Genomic DNA, 18,782 nt, shown 5'->3' on the forward strand with positions numbered 1-18,782 from the left:
GATCGATGACGCTGGGCTCTGACGTTTCCGCCCTGACGACCACCGCAGCGAATGCCGCGGCGAAGGGGCTGTCGATTGTCGTCCCGGTTTACAACGAGGCGGCAGGCCTCGCCGCCCTGCACCAGCGCATCTGCGATCTCGCCAAGACCTTGCGGCAACGCTATCGGCTCGGTTGCGAGGTCGTCTATGTCGACGACGGCAGCGCGGACGCGACGCTGTCGATCGCACGCAGCCTGCCGGCCGACGCGGTCGACGTCCAGGTGGTCTCGCTGTCGCGCAATTTCGGCAAGGAAGCCGCACTGATGGCCGGACTCGACCATGCGCGTCTCGGCGCGGTGATGTTCATGGACGGCGACGGTCAGCATCCACCGGCGCTGATCGAGCAGTTGGTGCGGCACTGGATCGATGACGGTTATGACGTCGTCTATACCGCTAAGGCACATCGCGACAACGAGACGTTCCTGCGCCGGGTCGCCGTGCACGGCTTTTACGCGCTGATCAATTGGGGCGCCCGTCAGAAGATTCCGGAAGACGCCGGCGACTTCCGCCTGCTCTCGCCGCGCGCGGTCACCGCGCTCAGGCAGTTGCCGGAGCGCAACCGCTTCTTCAAAGGACTGGCAAGCTGGATCGGCTTCCGGCAGATCCGTGTCGACTACGAGCCTGCGGCGCGCGCCCATGGTGTGACCACCTTCAATGCCGCACGTCTGCTCGGCCTGTCGATCGAGGGCCTGACCTCGTTCTCGGTGGCGCCACTGCGCCTCGCCAGCCTGCTTGGCGTCGTTCTCGCCGGCGTCGCCTTCCTGTTCGGCCTCTCGATCCTCTGGGAGGTTTTCACGACCGGCAAGCAGGTGCCGGGCTATCCTTCGCTCGTGGTCGGCCTGATGACGATCGGCGGCGTGCAGCTCATCATGATCGGCATCGTCGGCGAATATATCGGCAAGATCCTCTCCGAGCTGAAGGCGCGTCCGATCTACTTCGTCGCCGAGCACAGCGAAAAGCATTTTGACGCCGACACCGTCGGCGACGCATCCAACAGGACCGCGGCCGAATGAGCGCGGCGGCGACGCCGCGGCGGATCTGGCTCTGCGCCGACGATTACGGCATCAGCCCCGGCGTCAATCGCGCCATCCGCGACCTGATCGAACGCGCCCGCCTCAATGCGACGTCTGTGATGATGGTCGGCCCCGCGATCGAGCAGCGCGAGATCGAGGCGCTTCAGGCCTCCGCGAAAGCAAGCCCGCGCTGCGCGATCGGACTGCATGTGACGCTGTCGGCGCCGTTCCGCCCTCTCACCATGCATTTTCGCCCCTTGGACGGCGACATGTTCATGGCGTTTCCAAAGCTGCTGCGTGCAGGATTGCTGCGGCGCCTCGACAGCGAATTCTTTCGCAACGAAGTGCGAGCGCAGCTTTTGGCGTTCGCGGAAGCCTTCGGCCGGGCGCCCGACTTCGTCGACGGCCATCAGCACGTGCAGCTGTTTCCGCAAGTGCGCGACGGCTTCGTCGAGGCCGTCAGCGAGATCGCGCCCAAAGCCTGGGTTCGGCAGGGCGGACGCGACCTACCTCTGGCGCAGCGGCTGGCTTCGCCAAAAGCCATGGTGCTCGATGTCCTCAGCGCGCAATTCCGCCGCCGCGCGGCGCGCGCCGGTCTCGCATTCAATCCCGCCTTTGCCGGCGCCTATGATTTCACGCGCCCAGCCGATTTCGGCGAGTTGATGCAGCAATTCCTGGAGGGCCTTCCCGAGGGTGGCCTCGTGATGTGCCATCCCGGCTACGTCGACGAGGTGCTCACCGGCCTCGATCCCATGACCGATGTCCGCGAGCGCGAGCATGCCTATCTCGCCAGCGACGCCTTCGCGCGGCTTCTCGCGACCAGCAAGGTGACATTGGCATGAAACCGGCGAAAGCCAGCCTTGAACGACAAGCCTTGCGGGACAGTCTGTCGCATACCGAAATTTAATCCTGCCGCCACTGTTGGGGCCACAATGGAACCCTACATCCCGCTTGCGCTTGTTTCGCGCGAGGGAGACTGACCATGACGCCGCAGGAACGCCAACTCGTCGACGAGCTTTTCGACCGGCTTTCGAAACTGGAAAATGCACCGCGCGATCCCGACGCGATCGCCGCGATTTCGGACGGCTTACGCAAGGCGCCGGGCGCGGTCTATGCGCTGGTGCAAACCACGCTGCTGCAGGACGAAGCGCTGAAGCGGGCCCACAACCGTATCCAGGAGCTGGAAGCGGCGCAGGCGCCCGAGAAAGCCCAGTCCGGCGGCTTCCTGGATACCATGCGCGACACCCTGTTCGGCGGAGGCCAATCGCGCGGCTCGGTTCCGAACGTGCCGCCGCGCGACCAGCGACCGGTCTGGAATAGCGGCCAGGCGATGCAGCAGGCCCAGCCCGGCTACGGCCAGCCGCCTTATGGTCAGGCTTACGGGCAAGGCCAGGGATATGGTCAGGGCTACGGCGCTCCGCCGGTCGGCGGTGGCGGAGGCTCGTTCCTGGGCACGGCGGCAGCGGCCGCGGCCGGTGTGGTCGGCGGCTCGCTGCTGCTCTCCAGCATCCGCGGCATGATGGGCGGCGGCGGATCGCATCAGGCTTTTGGCGACACCACCATCATCGAGGAGCGCGGTAGCCCCTGGGGCGGCGACCAGTCCGGCAACTCGCTCGCCCGCGATGCCGGCCTCAATGACATCGGCTCGAACCGCGACGACTCGCGCCAGGGCTTCTTCGACCAGGCTTCGAACGATCGCGACGATAACGACCAGAACTACGACGACGATAGAGACGACAGCGTGGACATGGCCGACGACAGCGATTTCGGCGGCGGCGACGACGGCGGCAGCGATTACGCTTGAGCAATCCGCCCGGTAAATGCAAAGCGGCCGCCTCTCGGCGGCCGCTTTTTTTGCTGCAGAGCTCACCCGTTCGCTGCAACTGCGCATCGCGCAGAGAAGCTTTCGAATACAATATGACTATTGCGCTGGGTTGTTGCATCGCGCCGAGACGATGCGCGTGAGTTAAACATGAGAGACGAAACCACTGTCTGAGACGTGCAGCCGTAGACTCCCGGATTTCCAAATTCGGACATGGGTGTTCAACTGGAAGAACACGTTCCTCATGCCACACACGTGTTGCCATTCCTTGACCGTCGGCGGGATCTAAAAAAATGAGTCCACTTCAGCAACGCATCGCGACCTTAAGCGACGTGACGACGAGTCTCATCAGCGACTTGAACGAGTTGGACGGACTGCAGGAACGCGTCAGGAGGGCGGAGCTATCGCTGCAGCGATCGAGCCGCTCCGCGCGTGCACCGCATTCCCGTGCCTCAACTGGTCACCGCCGCTCCGTTGCGCCTCGGCCCGGTCGAGGCGGCTTTGTCAGGTCGCGTTGACCATAGCTGGGGAAGGTACGCCGCAACCGGCGGCACGCGACCCCTTCGATGGCGAGCGTCGCCAGACGGTGCTGCGCAGGAAATTGACACCGTCATCGATTGCGCGACGTCTCACATCACCACGACCTTGGTGCCGACATTGACGCGGCCGTAGAGGTCGATGACGTCCTCGTTGCGCATGCGGATGCAGCCGGAGGAGACGTTGGTGCCGATGGTCCAGGGCTCGTTGGAGCCGTGGATGCGGTAGAGCGTGGAGCCGAGATACATCGCGCGGGCACCGAGCGGATTTTCCGGGCCGCCTTCCATGTGCCTGGGCAGATCGGGACGGCGAGCGAGCATTTCCGCCGGCGGCGTCCAATCCGGCCATTCGCGCTTGGCCGTGATCGACTTCACGCCGGTCCAGGTGAAGCCTTCACGTCCGACGCCGATGCCGTAACGCAGCGCCCGGCCGTTGCCCTCGACGAGGTAGAGAAACTTGTTGTTGGAATCGACCACGATCGTGCCGGCACTTTCCTTGCCGCTATAGTCAACAAGTTGTTTCTCGAATTTCGGATCGAACGGACGCTGCCGCGGATCGATCGCCTCCTGCTGGTAGCTGGCACCTTGCTGATAGCCGCCCTGTTGATATCCACCCTGCATCTGCGGCTCACCCATTGGCGGCAGGCGGCGCGGATCGTTGTAGGCGGGCTGCTGCTGATAGATCGGCTGCTGCGGCGCATAGGCCGGGCCGCGCCCGGGGCCGTCGCCGAACAGGAACTCGATGAAGCCGCCGCCCATGTTGCCGTTGGAGGCCACGCGCACCGGGGCCGCTGGCACATGCGGCTGGTAGAGCACCGCAGGCGGATCGTTCGGAACGGTATTGTCGAAGGCGCTGGCGCAATCGGTGCCGACAATAAAGGCGCAAGCGCTGCCGAGCAGCGCGACAGGCATTTTCTTGAACATCGACGTACTCTGTACTGTTTCGTCTCGTTGCATTCGCCGCCGAACGCGCTGGCTGATCTCCGCGTCCTCGACGTGGTCAATAAAAGGCAAACTCCGTTTTGTTTGGTAAACGTATCGGGCGTTTCGATTCACCACGTCGCGAGCCGAGAGGCAATTTGGCGATCAGCGTTTATTTTCGATGAAGAGCGAAACCTCATGGTTAATCGTCGGTTTGCGTGCCGTCGCGCGCGGCCGCACAACAGTTCCTGCTGTGAACCTCGTGTTAAATCGCTTCCGTCTACAAAGACGCGTGAGTGAGGTGGGGGGAGTATCCTGATGGCTGTTCACCGCAAGCGTTTTCGTGTCGAGGATATCGCCGGTGGCGAGATGCCAATTCTGGACGTAACTGAAGAAACAGGTCCGATGCACAGCGAAATCATGACCGAGCTGCGTGCGATCCGCGCACAGATGGCTAGAGGCAGCCATGCCGCGCTGCCGCCGAGCGACGCTGTCGTCGCGCAGGAAGTCGCGGATACGCGCGCGTTGCTGGACACCTACCGCGCCCAGATCGAGCAGTGCGAGAAGCTGAAGGTCGAGCTCGACCTCATCCACGATGCCATCGACCGCACCAAGCGCGAGATCGCGACCCTGCACGGCAAGAGCTTCGACGGCGGCGAGATGGCCAAGGTCAATGGCGAACTCGGCGCGGTGGTCGGCGGCACCGAACAGGCGACCCAGCAGATCCTCGAAGCCGCGGAGTCAATCGACCAGGCCGCGAGCGCGATGTCGAAGGTGGACTCGGTGGACCAGCAGAAGCGGCTCGCCGACGACATTCAGGAACGCGTCATATCGATCTTCGAGGCCTGCAACTTCCAGGACCTGACCGGCCAGCGCATCAGCAAGGTCATGAACACGATGAAGTTCATCGAGCAGCACATCAATGCGATGATGGACATCTGGGGTGGCGTCGACGCGATCAAGTCCCATGTGCCGACCCCCGTCGACAACCGCAGCGAGGACGAGAAGCTCCTCAATGGCCCGAAGCTTGCCGGCGACGTCGGCCATGCCTCGCAGGACGACATCGACGCGCTGTTCGACTGAGCGAAGGCGATCTACGGAAAAGCAAAACGCCGGCGGAAGCCGGCGTTTTTTTGTTTTTTGGCTTGTGTCGTCATTCCGGGGCGGTCCGCAGGACCGAACCCGGAATCTCGAGATTCCGGGTTCGATGCTTCGCATCGCCCCGGAATGACAGAGAGCTACGCCCGCGGCGCGCAGCGGACGTAGACCATGTTGCCGTAGCGGGTGGCGGCGTCCTTGTCGACGAAGCGGGTGATCATGACGCGGCCGTCGAAGGAGACGATCTCGCGGTCCTGCTCGCCCGGCGTCGGGCCGGGGGGGCCGATGTAATTCTTGCCGCTCGGCGAGCCCTTCAGCCGCAGTTCCTGCGGCGTGGCCTGGTCGGCCAGATGCATGATCACGCCGCCGGAGGAACCGGCGCCGATCACGTAGGGGTTCTTGCACTGGGCCCGCGCGGCCGCCTCGGTGCGGGCGCGGTCGGCCGGGTTCTGGAACGAGGCGAGGCCCCAGCGCCCGACGATCTCGTCGGCGCGGATCGAGGCCGGCATTTCCGGCGCGACACCGGGCTCGGCCTCCGGCGCCGGCTGCGACGGCGAAAAGGACGGCAGGCTCATGCCGCCGCCGCAGGCGCCGAGCAGCAGCGCCAGGCAAGAGGCGGCCGCCAGATTGGCAACCGTGCGCGCGTGAGCCGAACTGATCATGGCATTCCCCCGAACAAGACCATGGCCGCACCCCTTCCGCAGCCAAGCGCAAAACCGCAGCCAGGGCAATGACGTCCTAAGATACGCCTCTCCCCCGAACGACTTTTCAGTGCCACCATCCTATATCCGCCTCAACAATCGCTTAACCACCTTTGCTTGACAGGATCGCAGCCAAGCCATATCCCCTGCGCACTATTAGCACTCGGAAAGACCGATTGCTAAGCGCGCCGTTCGATCCTCGGGAAGAGGGGGAACGGGAGCGCCGCCCTCACCCACTTCCGCTGCTTATCGAAAAGCGAGCCTCCAAAGGGAAACGTCATGGCTAAGTCCAAATTTCGTCCGCTGCATGACCGTGTCGTGGTCAAACGTATCGACGCCGAGGAAAAGACCAAGGGCGGCATCATCATCCCCGATACCGCCAAGGAAAAGCCGTCCCAGGGCGAAGTCGTCGCCGTCGGCCCCGGCGGCCGTGACGAAGCTGGCAAGCTGATCCCGATCGACCTCAAGGTCGGCGACCGCGTGCTGTTCGGCAAGTGGTCGGGCACCGAGGTCAAGATCGACAACGAAGAGCTCCTGATTATGAAGGAGTCGGACATCATGGGCGTGATGGCCTAAGGCCGTCAGGCTGAACAGCCACTGAATGCCATGCCCGGATCGTCAGGTCCGGGCATCCATCGTTCCGCCTGATACCACAACGCAACGACACACCACGAACACATTAGGGATTGCAGACCATGGCTGCCAAGGACGTCAAATTTTCCGGAGACGCGCGCGATCGCATGCTGCGCGGCGTCGACATTCTCGCTAACGCCGTCAAGGTGACGCTCGGGCCGAAGGGCCGCAACGTCGTCATCGAGAAGTCGTTCGGCGCTCCGCGCATCACCAAGGACGGCGTCACTGTCGCCAAGGAGATCGAACTCGAGGACAAGTTCGAGAACATGGGCGCCCAGATGGTGCGTGAGGTCGCCTCCAAGACCAACGACCTCGCCGGCGATGGCACCACCACCGCGACCGTGCTGGCCCAGGCCATCGTGCGCGAAGGCGCCAAGGCGGTTGCCGCCGGCATGAACCCGATGGACCTCAAGCGCGGCATCGACACCGCGGTCCATGCCGTGGTCAAGGACATCGAGAAGCGCGCCAAGCCGGTCGCCGCCTCCTCCGAGGTCGCCCAGGTCGGCACCATCTCGGCCAACGGCGACACCGCCATCGGCAAGATGATCGCCCAGGCGATGCAGAAGGTCGGCAACGAGGGCGTCATCACCGTCGAGGAAAACAAGTCGCTCGACACCGAAGTCGACATCGTCGAGGGCATGAAGTTCGACCGCGGCTATCTCAGCCCCTATTTCGTCACCAACCCCGAGAAGATGACCGCCGAGCTCGAGGATGCCTACATCCTCCTGCACGAGAAGAAACTCTCCGGCCTGCAGGCCATGCTGCCGGTGCTCGAAGCCGTGGTGCAGTCGGGCAAGCCGCTCGTCATCATCGCCGAGGACGTCGAGGGCGAGGCGCTCGCCACCCTGGTCGTCAACCGCCTTCGCGGCGGCCTCAAGGTCGCCGCCGTCAAGGCGCCGGGCTTCGGCGATCGCCGCAAGGCCATGCTCGAGGACCTCGCAATCCTGACCGGCGGCCAGCTGATCTCCGAAGATCTCGGCATGAAGCTCGAGAACGTCACGGTGAAGATGCTCGGTCGCGCCGGCAAGGTCGTGATCGACAAGGAGAACACCACGATCGTGAAGGGCGCCGGCAAGAAGCCGGACATCGAGGCCCGCGTCGGCCAGATCAAGGCCCAGATCGAGGAGACCACCTCGGACTACGACCGTGAGAAGCTTCAGGAGCGTCTGGCCAAGCTTGCCGGAGGCGTCGCAGTGATCCGCGTCGGTGGCGCGACCGAGATCGAGGTCAAGGAGAAGAAGGACCGCGTCGAGGACGCGCTCAACGCCACCCGCGCCGCGGTGCAGGAAGGCATCGTCCCCGGCGGCGGCGTCACGCTGCTGCGCGCCAAGAAGGCCGTCGGCCGTCTCACCAACGCCAATGCCGACGTCCAGGCCGGCATCAACATCGTGCTGAAGGCGCTGGAAGCTCCGATTCGCCAGATCTCCGAGAACGCGGGCGTCGAGGGCTCCATCGTGGTTGGCAAGATCCTGGAGAACAAGTCCGATACCTTCGGCTTCGACGCCCAGACCGAGGACTATGTCGACATGATCGAGAAGGGCATCATCGACCCCGCCAAGGTGGTGCGCACCGCGCTCCAGGACGCCTCCTCCGTGGCCGGCCTGCTGGTGACCACCGAAGCGATGGTCGCCGAGATGCCGAAGAAGGAAGCCGCGCCCGCCATGCCGGCCGGCGGCGGCATGGGCGGCTTCTAAGCCCGTCCTCATCCGACGAAGTTGCGAAGGCCGCCTCCGGGCGGCCTTCTTTTTTGCCGACACTGGCCTGCGCTTTCCGATTCAACCGACCAGCAAAACCCACTACGGTGGCGCCCGATTCTTTCGATCGAGGATTTCGTCAATGCGCCCGCTTCTGGTTTGTTCGACAGCCCTTTTGGCGGCTTTGCTCGCCACCTCACCCGAGGTCGTCTCCGCCCAGATGAAGCTGTCGCCCAAGGCCGCGGCACCCGGCGGCATGGAGACGCGCTATTTCACCTCGATCGATGGGCTGATGGATGGCAATGCCGACGTGATCCTGAAGGAGACGCGGCAGGGCAAGACGGTCACCGCGGCCGTGCTCGACGTCTGCTACCCCGTCGCCAAGAACTCCGACCGCAAGGACCGCTTCGTCGTCAATCTCCAGATCTCCGGCCAGACCATGACCGGCACGACGCAGAGCCTCGGCGCGAAGGCACCTGTGACCGTCAAGCTGACGCGCAAGCCGACCGGCGACACCTTCGAGTTCCGCGGCCAGATCGGCATCGGCCAGGCCGTGACCGAAGTGACCTCGCCCGACAATGCCGATCTCAGCGAGAAGGAATTTCTGGACAACCAGACCAGCGACGACGGCATCACGCCGCAGCCGAAGGATTTCACCGAAGTCTCGCCTGAGGCGATCGCGGTCAAGGTCAAGCTGGAGAACGCGACCGACTTCCTGAAGAGCCTCAAGGGCCAGGACGTCGAGGTGACGCTGGCAAGTCTCGCCGTTGGCTGCGACGCGCTGCGCGCCGGCGAGCAGACCATCAACATGTCGGTCGATCCGGAGCGCGCGGCCGCGCTGCTCGCGAAATTCAAGGCGATGCCGGGGGTCACGGCCGCCGGCTGGACCGCGGGGATCGCGGAGATGGACCGCAGCATCCGCCTGCCCGCCGCCGACTGGCGCGACGGCGACAAGATCAACCGCGACAAGCTCGCCAGCGCGATTGCCGGGGTGCTGAGCAAGACGCTTGCGGCCAAGCCGGTCTCGCAGAGCTTCAGCCCCTCAACCGGCAAGCTCAAGCTGGTGTTCAAACGGCCGAACCAGGATTTCCCGGCGCTCGAGCTCACCGACACGATCGAGGTCGCGGGTCTCGTCTCCGCCGACAAGCCGGGGACGTCAGACAAGTTGATGGTCTGGATCGGCAGCCCCTCGACCACCACGGCCGACGAGAGCAGCGGCGCAAAGCTCAACGTCTCGGACGAGGCGACCGCCGACGAGGAAGGCGACCAGCCCGACGACAACGGCTCGATCGAGGCGCTCGCCAAGGAGCTGAAGGGCCAGCGCTGGGACGCCGACAAGTCGGTGTGGAAGTAGGCAAAGCTTTCGTGCCCCGGACGCAGCGCGACAGCGCTTATGCGCTACGCCTTGTCCGGGATACGCGAGCAGCGCTTGCGAGACGCTAATTCCCGTTCGTCCGAAACCGCAGCGTCTTCGGGCCGATCAGCGTGAGCACGTCGCCCTGGCGCTTCCAGGTCTCGACGGCGGCGAGCGCTGCGACAAGCTCGTCGTCAGCCTGGGCCTTGGCCGGCAGGCAGGAACGATCCTGGAGTGGGCCGGGAACGAAGATCACGGTGTTGCCGGCGACCGAGAACTGGCCCTTGCCGCCCTTGCACCAGAGCTCGAGCACGACCTCGCCATGGTCACCGATCTCGATGTTCGGGATCCGCTTCGAGCCAGGCTGCGGCACGGCTTCCAGCGTCATCTCGGTGCCGAAGGGAAAGCCCTCTTCCGCACGCGCAACGGCACACGTCAAAAGTACCGCGGCCGCGGCACACACCACCTGCTTCAACGACACCATGAAACCTCTCGACCGATCAGGTTGCCGGGTCTTCTATAAGACGGCAAAGCCTTTGAGAAGGTTTGTCGGTGCAGGAGGCAAAAATCCCCGCGGGATGGTCCCGCGGGGATTTGCCTCAAGGCCGCGCCGCGCCTGCTACTTCAGGACGAGGGCCGTGAACGGATAGACATAGGCCTGCAACGTCACGAGCACACCGACGAGACATGCGAGCACGATCGAGTGCCAGAACACGAAACGCAGGATGGAGCCTTCGTGGCCGACCCAGTTGGTCGCGGTGGAGGCGACCACGATCGATTGTGCGTCGATCATCTTGCCCATCACACCGCCGGACGAGTTCGCCGCGCCCATCAGGATCGGCGACAAGCCGAGCTGCTGAGAGGTGATCTTCTGGAGGTTGCCGAACAGGATGTTCGAGGAGGTATCCGATCCGGTCAGTGCCACGCCCAACCAGCCGAGCAGCGTGCCGAAGAAGGGATAGAGCACGCCGGTTGCGGCAAAGGCGAGACCGAGCGTCGCGTCGACGCCGGACAGCCGCGTGAGCGTGCCGATCGCGAGCATCGCCGAGATCGTGATCAGCGAGATCGCGCAAAGCCGGATGGTGCGGCCATATTCGGCCACGAGCCTTCCGGGACCGACGCCCATCAGCAGGCCGGAGATGATCGCCGCAATCAGCATGCCCGTGCCGGTGAACGACAGATAGGTAAAGCTGAACACGGCCGCTTCCTTTGTCGGCCCCGGCGCGACCGGCGGCATCTTGTTGATCATCTGGTGCAGCTCGGGAACAGGATAGTTCCAGGTGAAGATGCCGTTCGCCCAGGTCTTGAAGGCGCCGTTGCCCCAGATCAGCATGACGACGCACACGATGATCCATGGCAGCAGAGCGCTGAACAGTTCGCCCGAGGTCAGCGGCGTCTTGTCGAGCGGTTTTGCGGCCGCCATGGTACCTGCCGATTCATCGCGGCCGCGTAGCGCCGGAGAAAGCCACAGCTGCTTCGGCTGCCAGACTCGAAGGAACAGGATCAGCGCGCCCATCGAGATCAGCGATGCGCCGATGTCGACGATCCAGGGATTGATGTAGTTCGAGATCACGAATTGCGGGATCGCGAACGACACGCCGGTGACGAGGATGGCCGGCCAGACGTCCTTCATTCCTCGCCAGCCGGCGAATGCCCACACCACCCAGAACGGCACGATCAGCGAGAAGAACGGCAATTGCCGGCCGACCATTGCGCCCAGGATGTAGGGATCGAGCCCGGTAACCGAGGCAAGGCCCTGGATCGGCGTGCCCAGCGCACCATAGGCAACGGGTGCGGTGTTGGCGATCAGCGAGAGTCCTGAGGCGGCCAGCGGCGAGAAGCCGAGCCCGATCAGCACGGCACCGGTGATCGCGACCGGCGTGCCGAAGCCAGAGGCGCCTTCGAAGAAGGCACCGAACGAGAAGGCCACCAGCAACAATTGCAGCCGCCGATCCTCGGTCACGCTACCGATCGCGCGTTTGAGCAACTCGAATTTCCCGCATCCGACCGTCACCTGGTAGAGGAAGATGACGTTGAGAACGATCCAGCCGATCGGGAAAAAGCCGGTCACGATGCCGAGGATCGAGGCGCGGATCGACATGTTCGCCGGCATGGTGAAAACGAAGATCGTGATCAGGTTGGTCACGATCATGGCGATGACGGCTGCGATGTGAGCCTGAACGCGCCCGCTCGCGATCAGGACCAGCAGCGTGACGACGGGCACTGCCGCCGCGATCGTCGACAGCACGGGGCTATGCAACGGATCATAAATTTGATTCCACATGGTCTTCCTCCCCCACGCATGTGTGCGGCAGGCGGCCCGCGTGGACAGCCGATCCTGCTTGACGCTGAAGCGATAACCCCCGAATGGGATGCGAATTCCTCGCCGATGCAGCGGTTCCCGTCCGCTCACAAGCTCGCGAAATCCGGGAGGCCCCCACCCCGCGCCGTTGAGGCCCATGCTAGGGTTGCAAGCCGCGACAAGCCAACGCAAAGCACTTGCGACTTTAGTCTAAGTGCGCTCATTTCCGCCCTTGCCTCAACGGTTTGGCTCGAGGCATTTGCGCACAGTCCCTGCAGGAGATCCCGCTCTGTGAAGAACATCCGCGCCACGCTCGCGATCGTCTGGCGAATCGCCGGCCCGTATTTCCGATCGGAAGACAAATGGGCCGGTCGCGGCCTGCTCGCCGTCGTCGTGGCGATGGAGCTGGCACTCGTCGCCATCAATGTGCTGCTCAATCAGTGGCAGAACCGGTTTTACAGTGCGCTCCAGGCCTACGATCTGAACGAGTTCGTGATGCAGGTCTGGATCTTCCTCGGCCTCGCCTTCACCTACGTCGCGATAGCCGTCTACAAGCTTTACCTGAACCAGTGGCTGCAGATCCGCTGGCGACGATGGCTGACACAACACTATCTCGGCGAATGGCTGAACGGTGCCACGCATTACCGCATGCAGCTGAAGGGCGATGCCGCCGACAATCCCGACCAGCGACTTACCGATGACGTCACGAACTTCGTCGAGCAAACGCTGGTCCTCGGCCTCGGCCTGCTGTCGTCCATCGTGACGCTGGCCTCGTTCATCGTCATCCTCTGGGGCCTGTCCAACAAGGCGCCCCTGCACATTTACGGCACCGACATCGTCATCCCCGGTTTTCTGGTCTGGTGTGCGCTGGCCTACGCGCTCCTCGGCACAGCGCTGACGCATTGGATCGGTGCCCCGCTTATCAATCTCTATTTCGAGAAGCAGCGCTATGAGGCGGACTTCCGCTTCAACCTGATCCGCGTGCGTGAGAATTCCGAGCAGATTGCATTGTTGAAAGGAGAGCGCGCAGAGCAAGGCCATCTCCTGCATCGCTTCGGCTCCGTCATCGCCAACTGGTATGCGATCATGAGCCGGACCAAGCGCCTAACCGCTTTCACGGCGAGCTACGGTCAGGCTGCAACGATCTTTCCCTATGTGGTGGTCGCGCCCGCCTACTTTGCCAAGAGCATCCAGCTCGGCGACATGATGCAGACCGGTTCGGCCTTTGGCCAGGTGCAGGATGCGCTGTCGTTTTTCGTCTCGTTCTATCGATCGATCGCGGAATGGCGCGCGATTGTCGCCCGTCTCGACGGCTTCGAGATGTCGGTCGCCACGGCGGCAAACCTGCCGGCACATGAAGCGACGATCGAGCTCAAGGCGGCAGGCGGCAGCCGCAATATCGACCTGGAAAAGCTCTGTGTGTATCTCCCCAACGGCACGCCGCTGGTCGCCGCCGACGGCTTTGCCATCCAGGCGCCGGAACGCGTGCTCGTGACGGGACCGTCGGGCTCCGGCAAGTCGACGCTATTCCGGGCCATCGCCGGCATCTGGCCGTTCGGCACCGGCACCATCGTCGTGCCCGCGCAGGCGAAGCTGATGATGCTGCCGCAACGTCCCTATTTCCCGGTCGGTGCACTGGGTGACGCTGTGATCTATCCCGCAACGCCCGGCGCTTTCCAGGCGCCCCAGATCCGGGACGCGCTCATCGCAGTCGGCTTACCCGACCTCGCAGAACGGCTGAGCGAGCACGGCCATTGGAATCGGATGCTGTCGCTCGGCGAGCAACAGCGACTGGGGCTTGCCCGGGCGCTGCTACATGCGCCGGACTACCTGTTCCTGGACGAGGCCACCGCTTCGCTCGACGAATTGTCAGAGGCCAGGCTCTACCGTCTCTTGGTCGAGAGGCTGCCGCAGGCCACCATCGTCTCGATTGGACACCGCTCGACGCTCGACGCTTTCCACACCCGCAAGGTGGCGCTGGCGGAGAACGGCGAGATCCATGTCCTGGGCAAGGACGGCGCCCCGGCCGAGCCGGAGGCGAGTGCGGCACGCTGAGGCGAGAGCGGAAGCGACACCCAGGCGATCGAAGGAATCGAGGACAGCTTCCGCGCTGGAGGCGTCCGCTCTCCTCGTGTGAAGCGCCGGCGCCGTTCTCTCGCTCGCACTGCCTCAAAACAAAAGGGCGGCAGATTGCTCTGCCGCCCTCGTAAGTACTCTCGGGACAAAACTTACTTCAGGTTGGTCATCGCCGTCAGGTCGAAGGACAGCTTGGCGATGCCGGTGGCACCGCACCAGTTCGAGCTGTTGCCACCCGGATTGTTGCCGGTGATGGGGGCGGTTCCGATGCTGGCGTTGAAAGCTCCTGTGAAGACGCTGCAATCGCCCTTGGAGAGGTTCGTGTCGGAGTAACGCAGGTCGAGCGTGAAGACCTTGTAAGTGAAGCCGACACCCACGTTCCAGGTATTGTAGTCCGCGTAATGAATACCAGTGGGGAACGCTGCGGTGCCGTAGAAGCTGTCGGTGGTCCCAAACCATTGCCGACCAAACTCACCCGACACATACATGCCGACGCCGCTGGATCCGAACAAGGTGCTCGGCGCGGTATACTTGCCCGTGACCGATGCGTAGTTGCCCCAGGCTCCCGAATTCAGGAAGCTCGGCGAGTAGAACTCGGTCACGCCGAACTGCCAGTTGTCGTTCACCGTGTAGTTCGCCTTGCCGTAAACCTCGTAGAAGGAGACGTCCTTCTTCATGGTGTTGGCGTTCGGCACCGCATTTGCCAGACATTCGGCGCTAAGCGGCCGGCCGGCAGAGTCCGTCAAACCACCGTTGAAGGCGTTGGCTGCGCCGTAGTAGCAGGTGCCGCCCGGATACAGATAACCCCAGACACCGATGTCGAACGCGAATGCGCCGAAGGTCGGGCGGATACCGCCGTAGATGTCGATTTCGGCAGCAGCGCGGTTTGTGAACGAGATGCTTTCGCCGGACGTACCGATGTAGAGCTGGAGGTCCTTGTTGATGTTGTAGCGCGGCTCGAAATAGGCGGCGACCGACGGCTTGTGGTTCGACTGGGTCACGCCGCGGAAGACGTAGTCGTTCATGATCGCGCCGCCGAAGGCGACATCCCAGGGATCGAAGGCGGGCGCGGGGGGAGCCTTCAAGGCCTTCAACGGCATGTCCGCCGCGAAAGCCGAACCCGTCACCATTGCCAGCGCCGTTGCCAACAAAGCCACTTTCTTCATTTCGATCCCCATCACCAGTTCTAGACCCCGGTCGAGCTCCTGAAGCCCCCCGGGGCCGCCCGACCTGATTGCAAATTTCGTAACCGGGCCAATCTGGATGGAGGAACTAAAACCGAGAAGCAAAAAACACGAGCATCTGCCGCCTTTTTGGGCGTTCTGATGATTCCACGAAAGGTTGTCAGCCGGTGTTGCTTCTTGATCACATTATTTTCACGCCAAAGTGCAGAAATTGATCCGGGATACTACGTAGGCCGAGGCACCGTGGCGCGCCTGCTACGAATCAGGTGACTCAAAAACGAGCAGCCATCGGCGGCCAAGCAAAAAGGCCGCAGCGTCACCGCTACGGCCTTCCCGCTGTTGATCCCTTGTCAGGGGACAGACCCGGCGTTCGGTCTGGGCTTGTCCCCTTTTGGGCCTAACCCTGCCCTTCGGCCGGCGTTGCTTCCGCAGAAGACGAAGGCATCGCCCAGCTCGTCTCAGCGGCCGGCTCCGGCGCCGCGGGGGCCGCTGGCTTCGGCGCGGGAGCTGCCTTCGCCTTCTTCGGCGCTGCTTTCTTGGCGGCCTTCGGCGCCGCCTTCTTCACAGCGTTCTTGGCCGCAGCCTTCTTTGCTGACTTCTTGGCAGCTTTCTTCGGTGCGGCCTTCTTGGCGGATTTCTTCGCCGACTTCTTGGCCGCCTTTTTCTTCGTCGCCTTCTTCGCGCTTACGACCTTCTTGGCCTTTTTGGCCTTCTTGCTTTTCTTCTTGCTCGCTTTCGCCATCGTGGTCCTCCTGTTGCCGCCGAACAATGGTCGATCGGGCGCCCTTCAGCCGTCACCTCGAGGCGAAAGCTCAGCGCGACGCATCCAATGCCGGCCGCGACCCGCCCGTAGCCCAATCGAGAAGCTCAATCGTGTGTACGACCGGAACTGACGTGCCACTGGCAATCTGCACCATGCAGCCGATATTGCCCGCGGCAATCATGTCCGGCTTGACGCTCGCGATGTTGGCGACCTTGCGATCGCGCAACCGGCCCGCAAGCTCGGGCTGGAGAATGTTGTAAGTCCCCGCCGAACCGCAACACAAATGGCTCTCGGGCACATCTTTCACCACGAATCCATTCTTGGAAAGCAATTCTTTCGGAAGCCCCGTGATTTTCTGTCCGTGCTGCAACGAACACGCGGAGTGATAGGCGATGACAACATCGCCCTGTTGCGTGCTCGGCGCGAGCGCAAGACCCGCGACGTATTCGGTGATGTCCTTCGCCAGCGCGGACACCTTCGCCGCATCGGCTGCGAATGCGGCGTCCTCGCGCAGCAGGTAGCCATAGTCCTTGATCACCGTGCCGCAGCCGGAGGTCGTCACCAGGATGGCGTCGAGCCCCTCGCCGGCGGCCTCCTTCTGCCAGGCCCTGACGTTGGCGCGAGCCCGCGCCAGCGCATCATCGTCGTGGCCGAGATGATGGGTGAGCGCGCCGCAGCATTGCTCATCCTTGACCAGCACGACCTCGATGCCGTGGCGGGTGAGCAGATTGATGGCGGCCTGATTGATGCGCGGCGCCAGCACCTGCTGGGCGCAGCCCTGGAGCAGCGCGACGCGGCCACGCTTCTTGCCGAGCGCCGCGAACACGCTGCCCGGAAGAGCACCAGGCGCCGGCAGCCGGCCGGGTGCCAGCGCCAGCATCGCCTTGAGGCGCTGGATCAGGCCTGGAATGGCCGAGGGCCGCGGGGTCGGCAGGAAGACAGCGAGCGGCCGAGCCAGCTGCGCCAGCCGCATGCTGATACGAAATCGTTGCGGGTCCGGCAGCACGAAGGCGAGCAGGCGGCGCAGCAGCCGCTCGGCAAGCGGGCGCTCATAGCGCTGCTCGATCCTGACCCGGGCCTGATCGACGAGGTGCATGTAGTTCACCCCCGACGGGCAGGTGGTCATGCAGGCGAGGCACGACAGGCAGCGGTCGACATGCTTGACCACCTCCGATGTCGGGGCCTGGTCCTTTTCCAGCATCTCCTTGATCAGGTAGATGCGGCCGCGCGGGCTATCGAGCTCGTCGCCGAGCAGGACGTAGGTCGGGCAGGTCGCGGTGCAGAAGCCGCAATGGACGCAGGCGCGCAGGATCTTGTCGGCTTCGGCGATATCAGGGTCAGCGAGCTGTGCCAGTGAGAATTCGGTCTTCATGCCGGAGAGCTCCGCGTCAGCCGTCCCCGGTTCAGAATGGACTTCGGATCGAAACTGGTGCGGACCCGTTCGCTCAGGGCCGCAACACCTGGTGCTTGCGGATGGAAGACATCGACTTCACGCCTGACATCCTCGGCCGCCCGGATCAGCGTGGCATGCCCGCCGAACGCGTTGGTCCGCTGGCGAACGGCTGCGGCGTGCGCATCACCCGCGGGCGGCAGTGCCGCCCAAATCAAGCCGCCGCCCCAATCATAAATGATATCGCCGCCGGTCTCGCGTGCCAACTGCGTCCCGAGCGCAGCGCCCGAAGCCGGCGGACAGACGATCCGCCATACGGGCCAGGCCCCGAGCGCGCCGCTGGCCGCGAACGGCAACACGTCGCGAATGGTGGTCCACAGCGCGGACGATTCGGCATCCTCGATGACCTCAGCGGTTCCGAACGGCCTCAGCAATTCGCGCAAGGAGCCGGCGCGGTGGCTGGCAGAAGCGGTGATGCCCTCGAGCCGCAGCACCGTCAGCGCCTCGCCTTCGCCGACGATATCGCCAAGTCCCTCGGTCCTGGCACGGAAGGCCGATTTCGGCAGGTGCGCGGCGGCGGAGACGTCGAAGGCCGAGCCGAGCGCCGCTGTCATCGCCTTGTTGGCGGCAGCATCATCCAACCCGCGCAGCAGCAGCGTCCGCTCGGCCTCTGGCTTCGGCATCACCTTCAGCGTCACCTCGGTCATGACGGACAGCGTGCCCCAGGATCCTGCCAGCAGCTTGCAGAGATCATAGCCCGTGACGTTCTTGACCACCTTGCCGCCCGTCTTGAAGCTGTCGCCAAAGCCGGAGACGGCATGCGCCCCCAGGAGATGGTCGCGCGCCCCTCCCGCCCTGATGCGGCGCGGCCCCGCCAGGCCAGAAGCGATCATGCCGCCGATGGTGCCCGATAAAGACGTGCCGAGCAGCGGCGCGGTGTTGACGGGTTCGAAGGCGAACTGCTGGTTCTTGGCGTCGATCAGCGACAGCACGTCGGCCAGTGGCGCGCCGGCCTGCAGCGTAACGATCAGCTCGTTGGGCTCATAGGAGGTGACGGCATTCAGCGCGGATACGTCGAGCACCGCGTTGGTCGCCATCGCATGCCCGATGCTGCGCTTGCTGCCATGACCGACGATCTCCAGCGGCTGCTCGTTGGCAATCGCCGCGCGCACCACCTCTTCGACGTCTTTGGCGTCTCTGACCCTGAGCGTATCCACGGGGAAAGGCGGTAGCGAAATTCGCAGCCAAAATCAATT

The 18,782-nt window shown here is 63.9% G+C and carries 16 protein-coding genes; 8 read left to right on the forward strand and 8 right to left on the reverse strand.

Features of this window, described 5'->3' with window-relative positions; genetic code table 11:
- The first annotated feature begins 5 nt into the window (after positions 1–5).
- The 3 genes from BM374_RS00775 (at position 6) to BM374_RS00785 (ending at position 2,856) form a co-directional block, all read left to right on the forward strand.
- Complete coding sequence (locus BM374_RS00775; protein WP_092288699.1) at positions 6–1,052, forward strand: glycosyltransferase family 2 protein; 1,047 nt, start codon at positions 6–8, stop codon at positions 1,050–1,052.
- Positions 1,049–1,894 carry a ChbG/HpnK family deacetylase gene (locus BM374_RS00780; RefSeq protein ID WP_092288700.1) on the forward strand — a complete coding sequence of 282 codons (846 nt, stop codon included), beginning with the start codon at positions 1,049–1,051 and terminating at the stop codon, positions 1,892–1,894. Before BM374_RS00775 ends, BM374_RS00780 begins: the two co-directional genes overlap by 4 nt.
- Before the next feature lie 140 nt (positions 1,895–2,034).
- Entirely contained in the window at positions 2,035–2,856 is an 822-nt protein-coding gene (locus BM374_RS00785; protein WP_092288701.1) for a DUF2076 domain-containing protein, read from the forward strand.
- A 647-nt stretch (positions 2,857–3,503) separates the two neighbouring features.
- On the opposite strand, the gene BM374_RS00790 is transcribed toward BM374_RS00785, so the two are convergent.
- Positions 3,504–4,334 carry a L,D-transpeptidase gene (locus tag BM374_RS00790; RefSeq protein ID WP_177248027.1) on the reverse strand — a complete coding sequence of 277 codons (831 nt, stop codon included), beginning with the start codon at positions 4,332–4,334 and terminating at the stop codon, positions 3,504–3,506.
- A 315-nt stretch (positions 4,335–4,649) separates the two neighbouring features.
- On the opposite strand from BM374_RS00790, the gene BM374_RS00795 reads away from it, so the two are divergent.
- Positions 4,650–5,414: a protein phosphatase CheZ gene (locus BM374_RS00795; RefSeq protein ID WP_092288703.1), complete on the forward strand. Its 765-nt coding sequence runs from the start codon at positions 4,650–4,652 to the stop codon at positions 5,412–5,414.
- Positions 5,415–5,569: 155 nt separating this feature from the next.
- On the opposite strand, the gene BM374_RS00800 is transcribed toward BM374_RS00795, so the two are convergent.
- Positions 5,570–6,091 carry a hypothetical protein gene (locus tag BM374_RS00800; protein ID WP_177248028.1) on the reverse strand — a complete coding sequence of 174 codons (522 nt, stop codon included), beginning with the start codon at positions 6,089–6,091 and terminating at the stop codon, positions 5,570–5,572.
- A 318-nt stretch (positions 6,092–6,409) separates the two neighbouring features.
- Between BM374_RS00800 and BM374_RS00805 the strand changes: the two genes are divergently transcribed.
- From BM374_RS00805 to BM374_RS00815, 3 genes are all read left to right on the forward strand, one after another.
- Positions 6,410–6,706, forward strand: a complete 297-nt coding sequence (locus BM374_RS00805) for a co-chaperone GroES (RefSeq protein WP_014491914.1) — start codon at positions 6,410–6,412, stop codon at positions 6,704–6,706.
- 119 nt (positions 6,707–6,825) lie between these two features.
- Positions 6,826–8,457, forward strand: a complete 1,632-nt coding sequence (gene groL / locus BM374_RS00810) for a chaperonin GroEL (RefSeq protein ID WP_092288705.1) — start codon at positions 6,826–6,828, stop codon at positions 8,455–8,457.
- A 142-nt stretch (positions 8,458–8,599) separates the two neighbouring features.
- The gene (locus tag BM374_RS00815) at positions 8,600–9,811 is read left to right on the forward strand and encodes a hypothetical protein (RefSeq protein ID WP_092288706.1); all 1,212 of its coding nucleotides are present in this window, start codon (positions 8,600–8,602) and stop codon (positions 9,809–9,811) included.
- An 85-nt stretch (positions 9,812–9,896) separates the two neighbouring features.
- Here BM374_RS00815 and BM374_RS00820 read toward each other — a convergent pair whose 3' ends face one another.
- Positions 9,897–10,295, reverse strand: a complete 399-nt coding sequence (locus tag BM374_RS00820) for an META domain-containing protein (RefSeq protein WP_092288707.1) — start codon at positions 10,293–10,295, stop codon at positions 9,897–9,899.
- Between the two features lie 135 nt (positions 10,296–10,430).
- Positions 10,431–12,095, reverse strand: a complete 1,665-nt coding sequence (locus BM374_RS00825; protein ID WP_092288708.1) for an L-lactate permease — start codon at positions 12,093–12,095, stop codon at positions 10,431–10,433.
- A 309-nt stretch (positions 12,096–12,404) separates the two neighbouring features.
- Here BM374_RS00825 and BM374_RS00830 point away from each other — a divergent pair, with 309 nt between their 5' ends.
- Entirely contained in the window at positions 12,405–14,168 is a 1,764-nt protein-coding gene (locus BM374_RS00830; protein ID WP_092288709.1) for an ABC transporter ATP-binding protein/permease, read from the forward strand.
- Positions 14,169–14,341: 173 nt separating this feature from the next.
- Here the strand turns inward: BM374_RS00830 and BM374_RS00835 are convergent, their stop codons facing one another.
- The 4 genes from BM374_RS00835 to BM374_RS00850 all read right to left on the reverse strand — a co-directional run bounded on the left by BM374_RS00835 (position 14,342) and on the right by BM374_RS00850 (position 18,743).
- On the reverse strand, positions 14,342–15,355 hold the full coding sequence (locus tag BM374_RS00835; RefSeq protein ID WP_092290092.1) for a TorF family putative porin: 1,014 nt from the start codon (positions 15,353–15,355) through the stop codon (positions 14,342–14,344).
- Positions 15,356–15,770: 415 nt separating this feature from the next.
- Complete coding sequence (locus tag BM374_RS00840) at positions 15,771–16,115, reverse strand: histone (RefSeq protein ID WP_092288710.1); 345 nt, start codon at positions 16,113–16,115, stop codon at positions 15,771–15,773.
- Between the two features lie 70 nt (positions 16,116–16,185).
- Entirely contained in the window at positions 16,186–17,508 is a 1,323-nt protein-coding gene (glcF, locus tag BM374_RS00845) for a glycolate oxidase subunit GlcF (RefSeq protein WP_092288711.1), read from the reverse strand.
- The gene (locus BM374_RS00850; RefSeq protein ID WP_092288712.1) at positions 17,505–18,743 is read right to left on the reverse strand and encodes an FAD-binding protein; all 1,239 of its coding nucleotides are present in this window, start codon (positions 18,741–18,743) and stop codon (positions 17,505–17,507) included. Before BM374_RS00850 ends, glcF begins: the two co-directional genes overlap by 4 nt.
- Positions 18,744–18,782 lie beyond the last annotated feature (39 nt).

Source organism: Bradyrhizobium sp. Ghvi (genome assembly GCF_900115265.1).
Lineage (GTDB): Bacteria > Pseudomonadota > Alphaproteobacteria > Rhizobiales > Xanthobacteraceae > Bradyrhizobium.

What these genes read in the sequence shown, in the direction of transcription:
- glcF (WP_092288711.1), bottom strand. Translation starts at nt 17,508, where the DNA reads ATGAAGACCGAATTCTCACTGGCACAGCTCGCTGACCCTGATATCGCC.
- BM374_RS00795 (WP_092288703.1), top strand. Translation starts at nt 4,650, where the DNA reads ATGGCTGTTCACCGCAAGCGTTTTCGTGTCGAGGATATCGCCGGTGGC.
- BM374_RS00825 (WP_092288708.1), bottom strand. Translation starts at nt 12,095, where the DNA reads ATGTGGAATCAAATTTATGATCCGTTGCATAGCCCCGTGCTGTCGACG.
- BM374_RS00775 (WP_092288699.1), top strand. Translation starts at nt 6, where the DNA reads ATGACGCTGGGCTCTGACGTTTCCGCCCTGACGACCACCGCAGCGAAT.
- BM374_RS00820 (WP_092288707.1), bottom strand. Translation starts at nt 10,295, where the DNA reads ATGGTGTCGTTGAAGCAGGTGGTGTGTGCCGCGGCCGCGGTACTTTTG.
- BM374_RS00800 (WP_177248028.1), bottom strand. Translation starts at nt 6,091, where the DNA reads ATGATCAGTTCGGCTCACGCGCGCACGGTTGCCAATCTGGCGGCCGCC.
- BM374_RS00840 (WP_092288710.1), bottom strand. Translation starts at nt 16,115, where the DNA reads ATGGCGAAAGCGAGCAAGAAGAAAAGCAAGAAGGCCAAAAAGGCCAAG.
- BM374_RS00835 (WP_092290092.1), bottom strand. Translation starts at nt 15,355, where the DNA reads ATGAAGAAAGTGGCTTTGTTGGCAACGGCGCTGGCAATGGTGACGGGT.
- BM374_RS00815 (WP_092288706.1), top strand. Translation starts at nt 8,600, where the DNA reads ATGCGCCCGCTTCTGGTTTGTTCGACAGCCCTTTTGGCGGCTTTGCTC.
- BM374_RS00785 (WP_092288701.1), top strand. Translation starts at nt 2,035, where the DNA reads ATGACGCCGCAGGAACGCCAACTCGTCGACGAGCTTTTCGACCGGCTT.
- BM374_RS00780 (WP_092288700.1), top strand. Translation starts at nt 1,049, where the DNA reads ATGAGCGCGGCGGCGACGCCGCGGCGGATCTGGCTCTGCGCCGACGAT.
- BM374_RS00805 (WP_014491914.1), top strand. Translation starts at nt 6,410, where the DNA reads ATGGCTAAGTCCAAATTTCGTCCGCTGCATGACCGTGTCGTGGTCAAA.
- groL (WP_092288705.1), top strand. Translation starts at nt 6,826, where the DNA reads ATGGCTGCCAAGGACGTCAAATTTTCCGGAGACGCGCGCGATCGCATG.
- BM374_RS00790 (WP_177248027.1), bottom strand. Translation starts at nt 4,334, where the DNA reads ATGTTCAAGAAAATGCCTGTCGCGCTGCTCGGCAGCGCTTGCGCCTTT.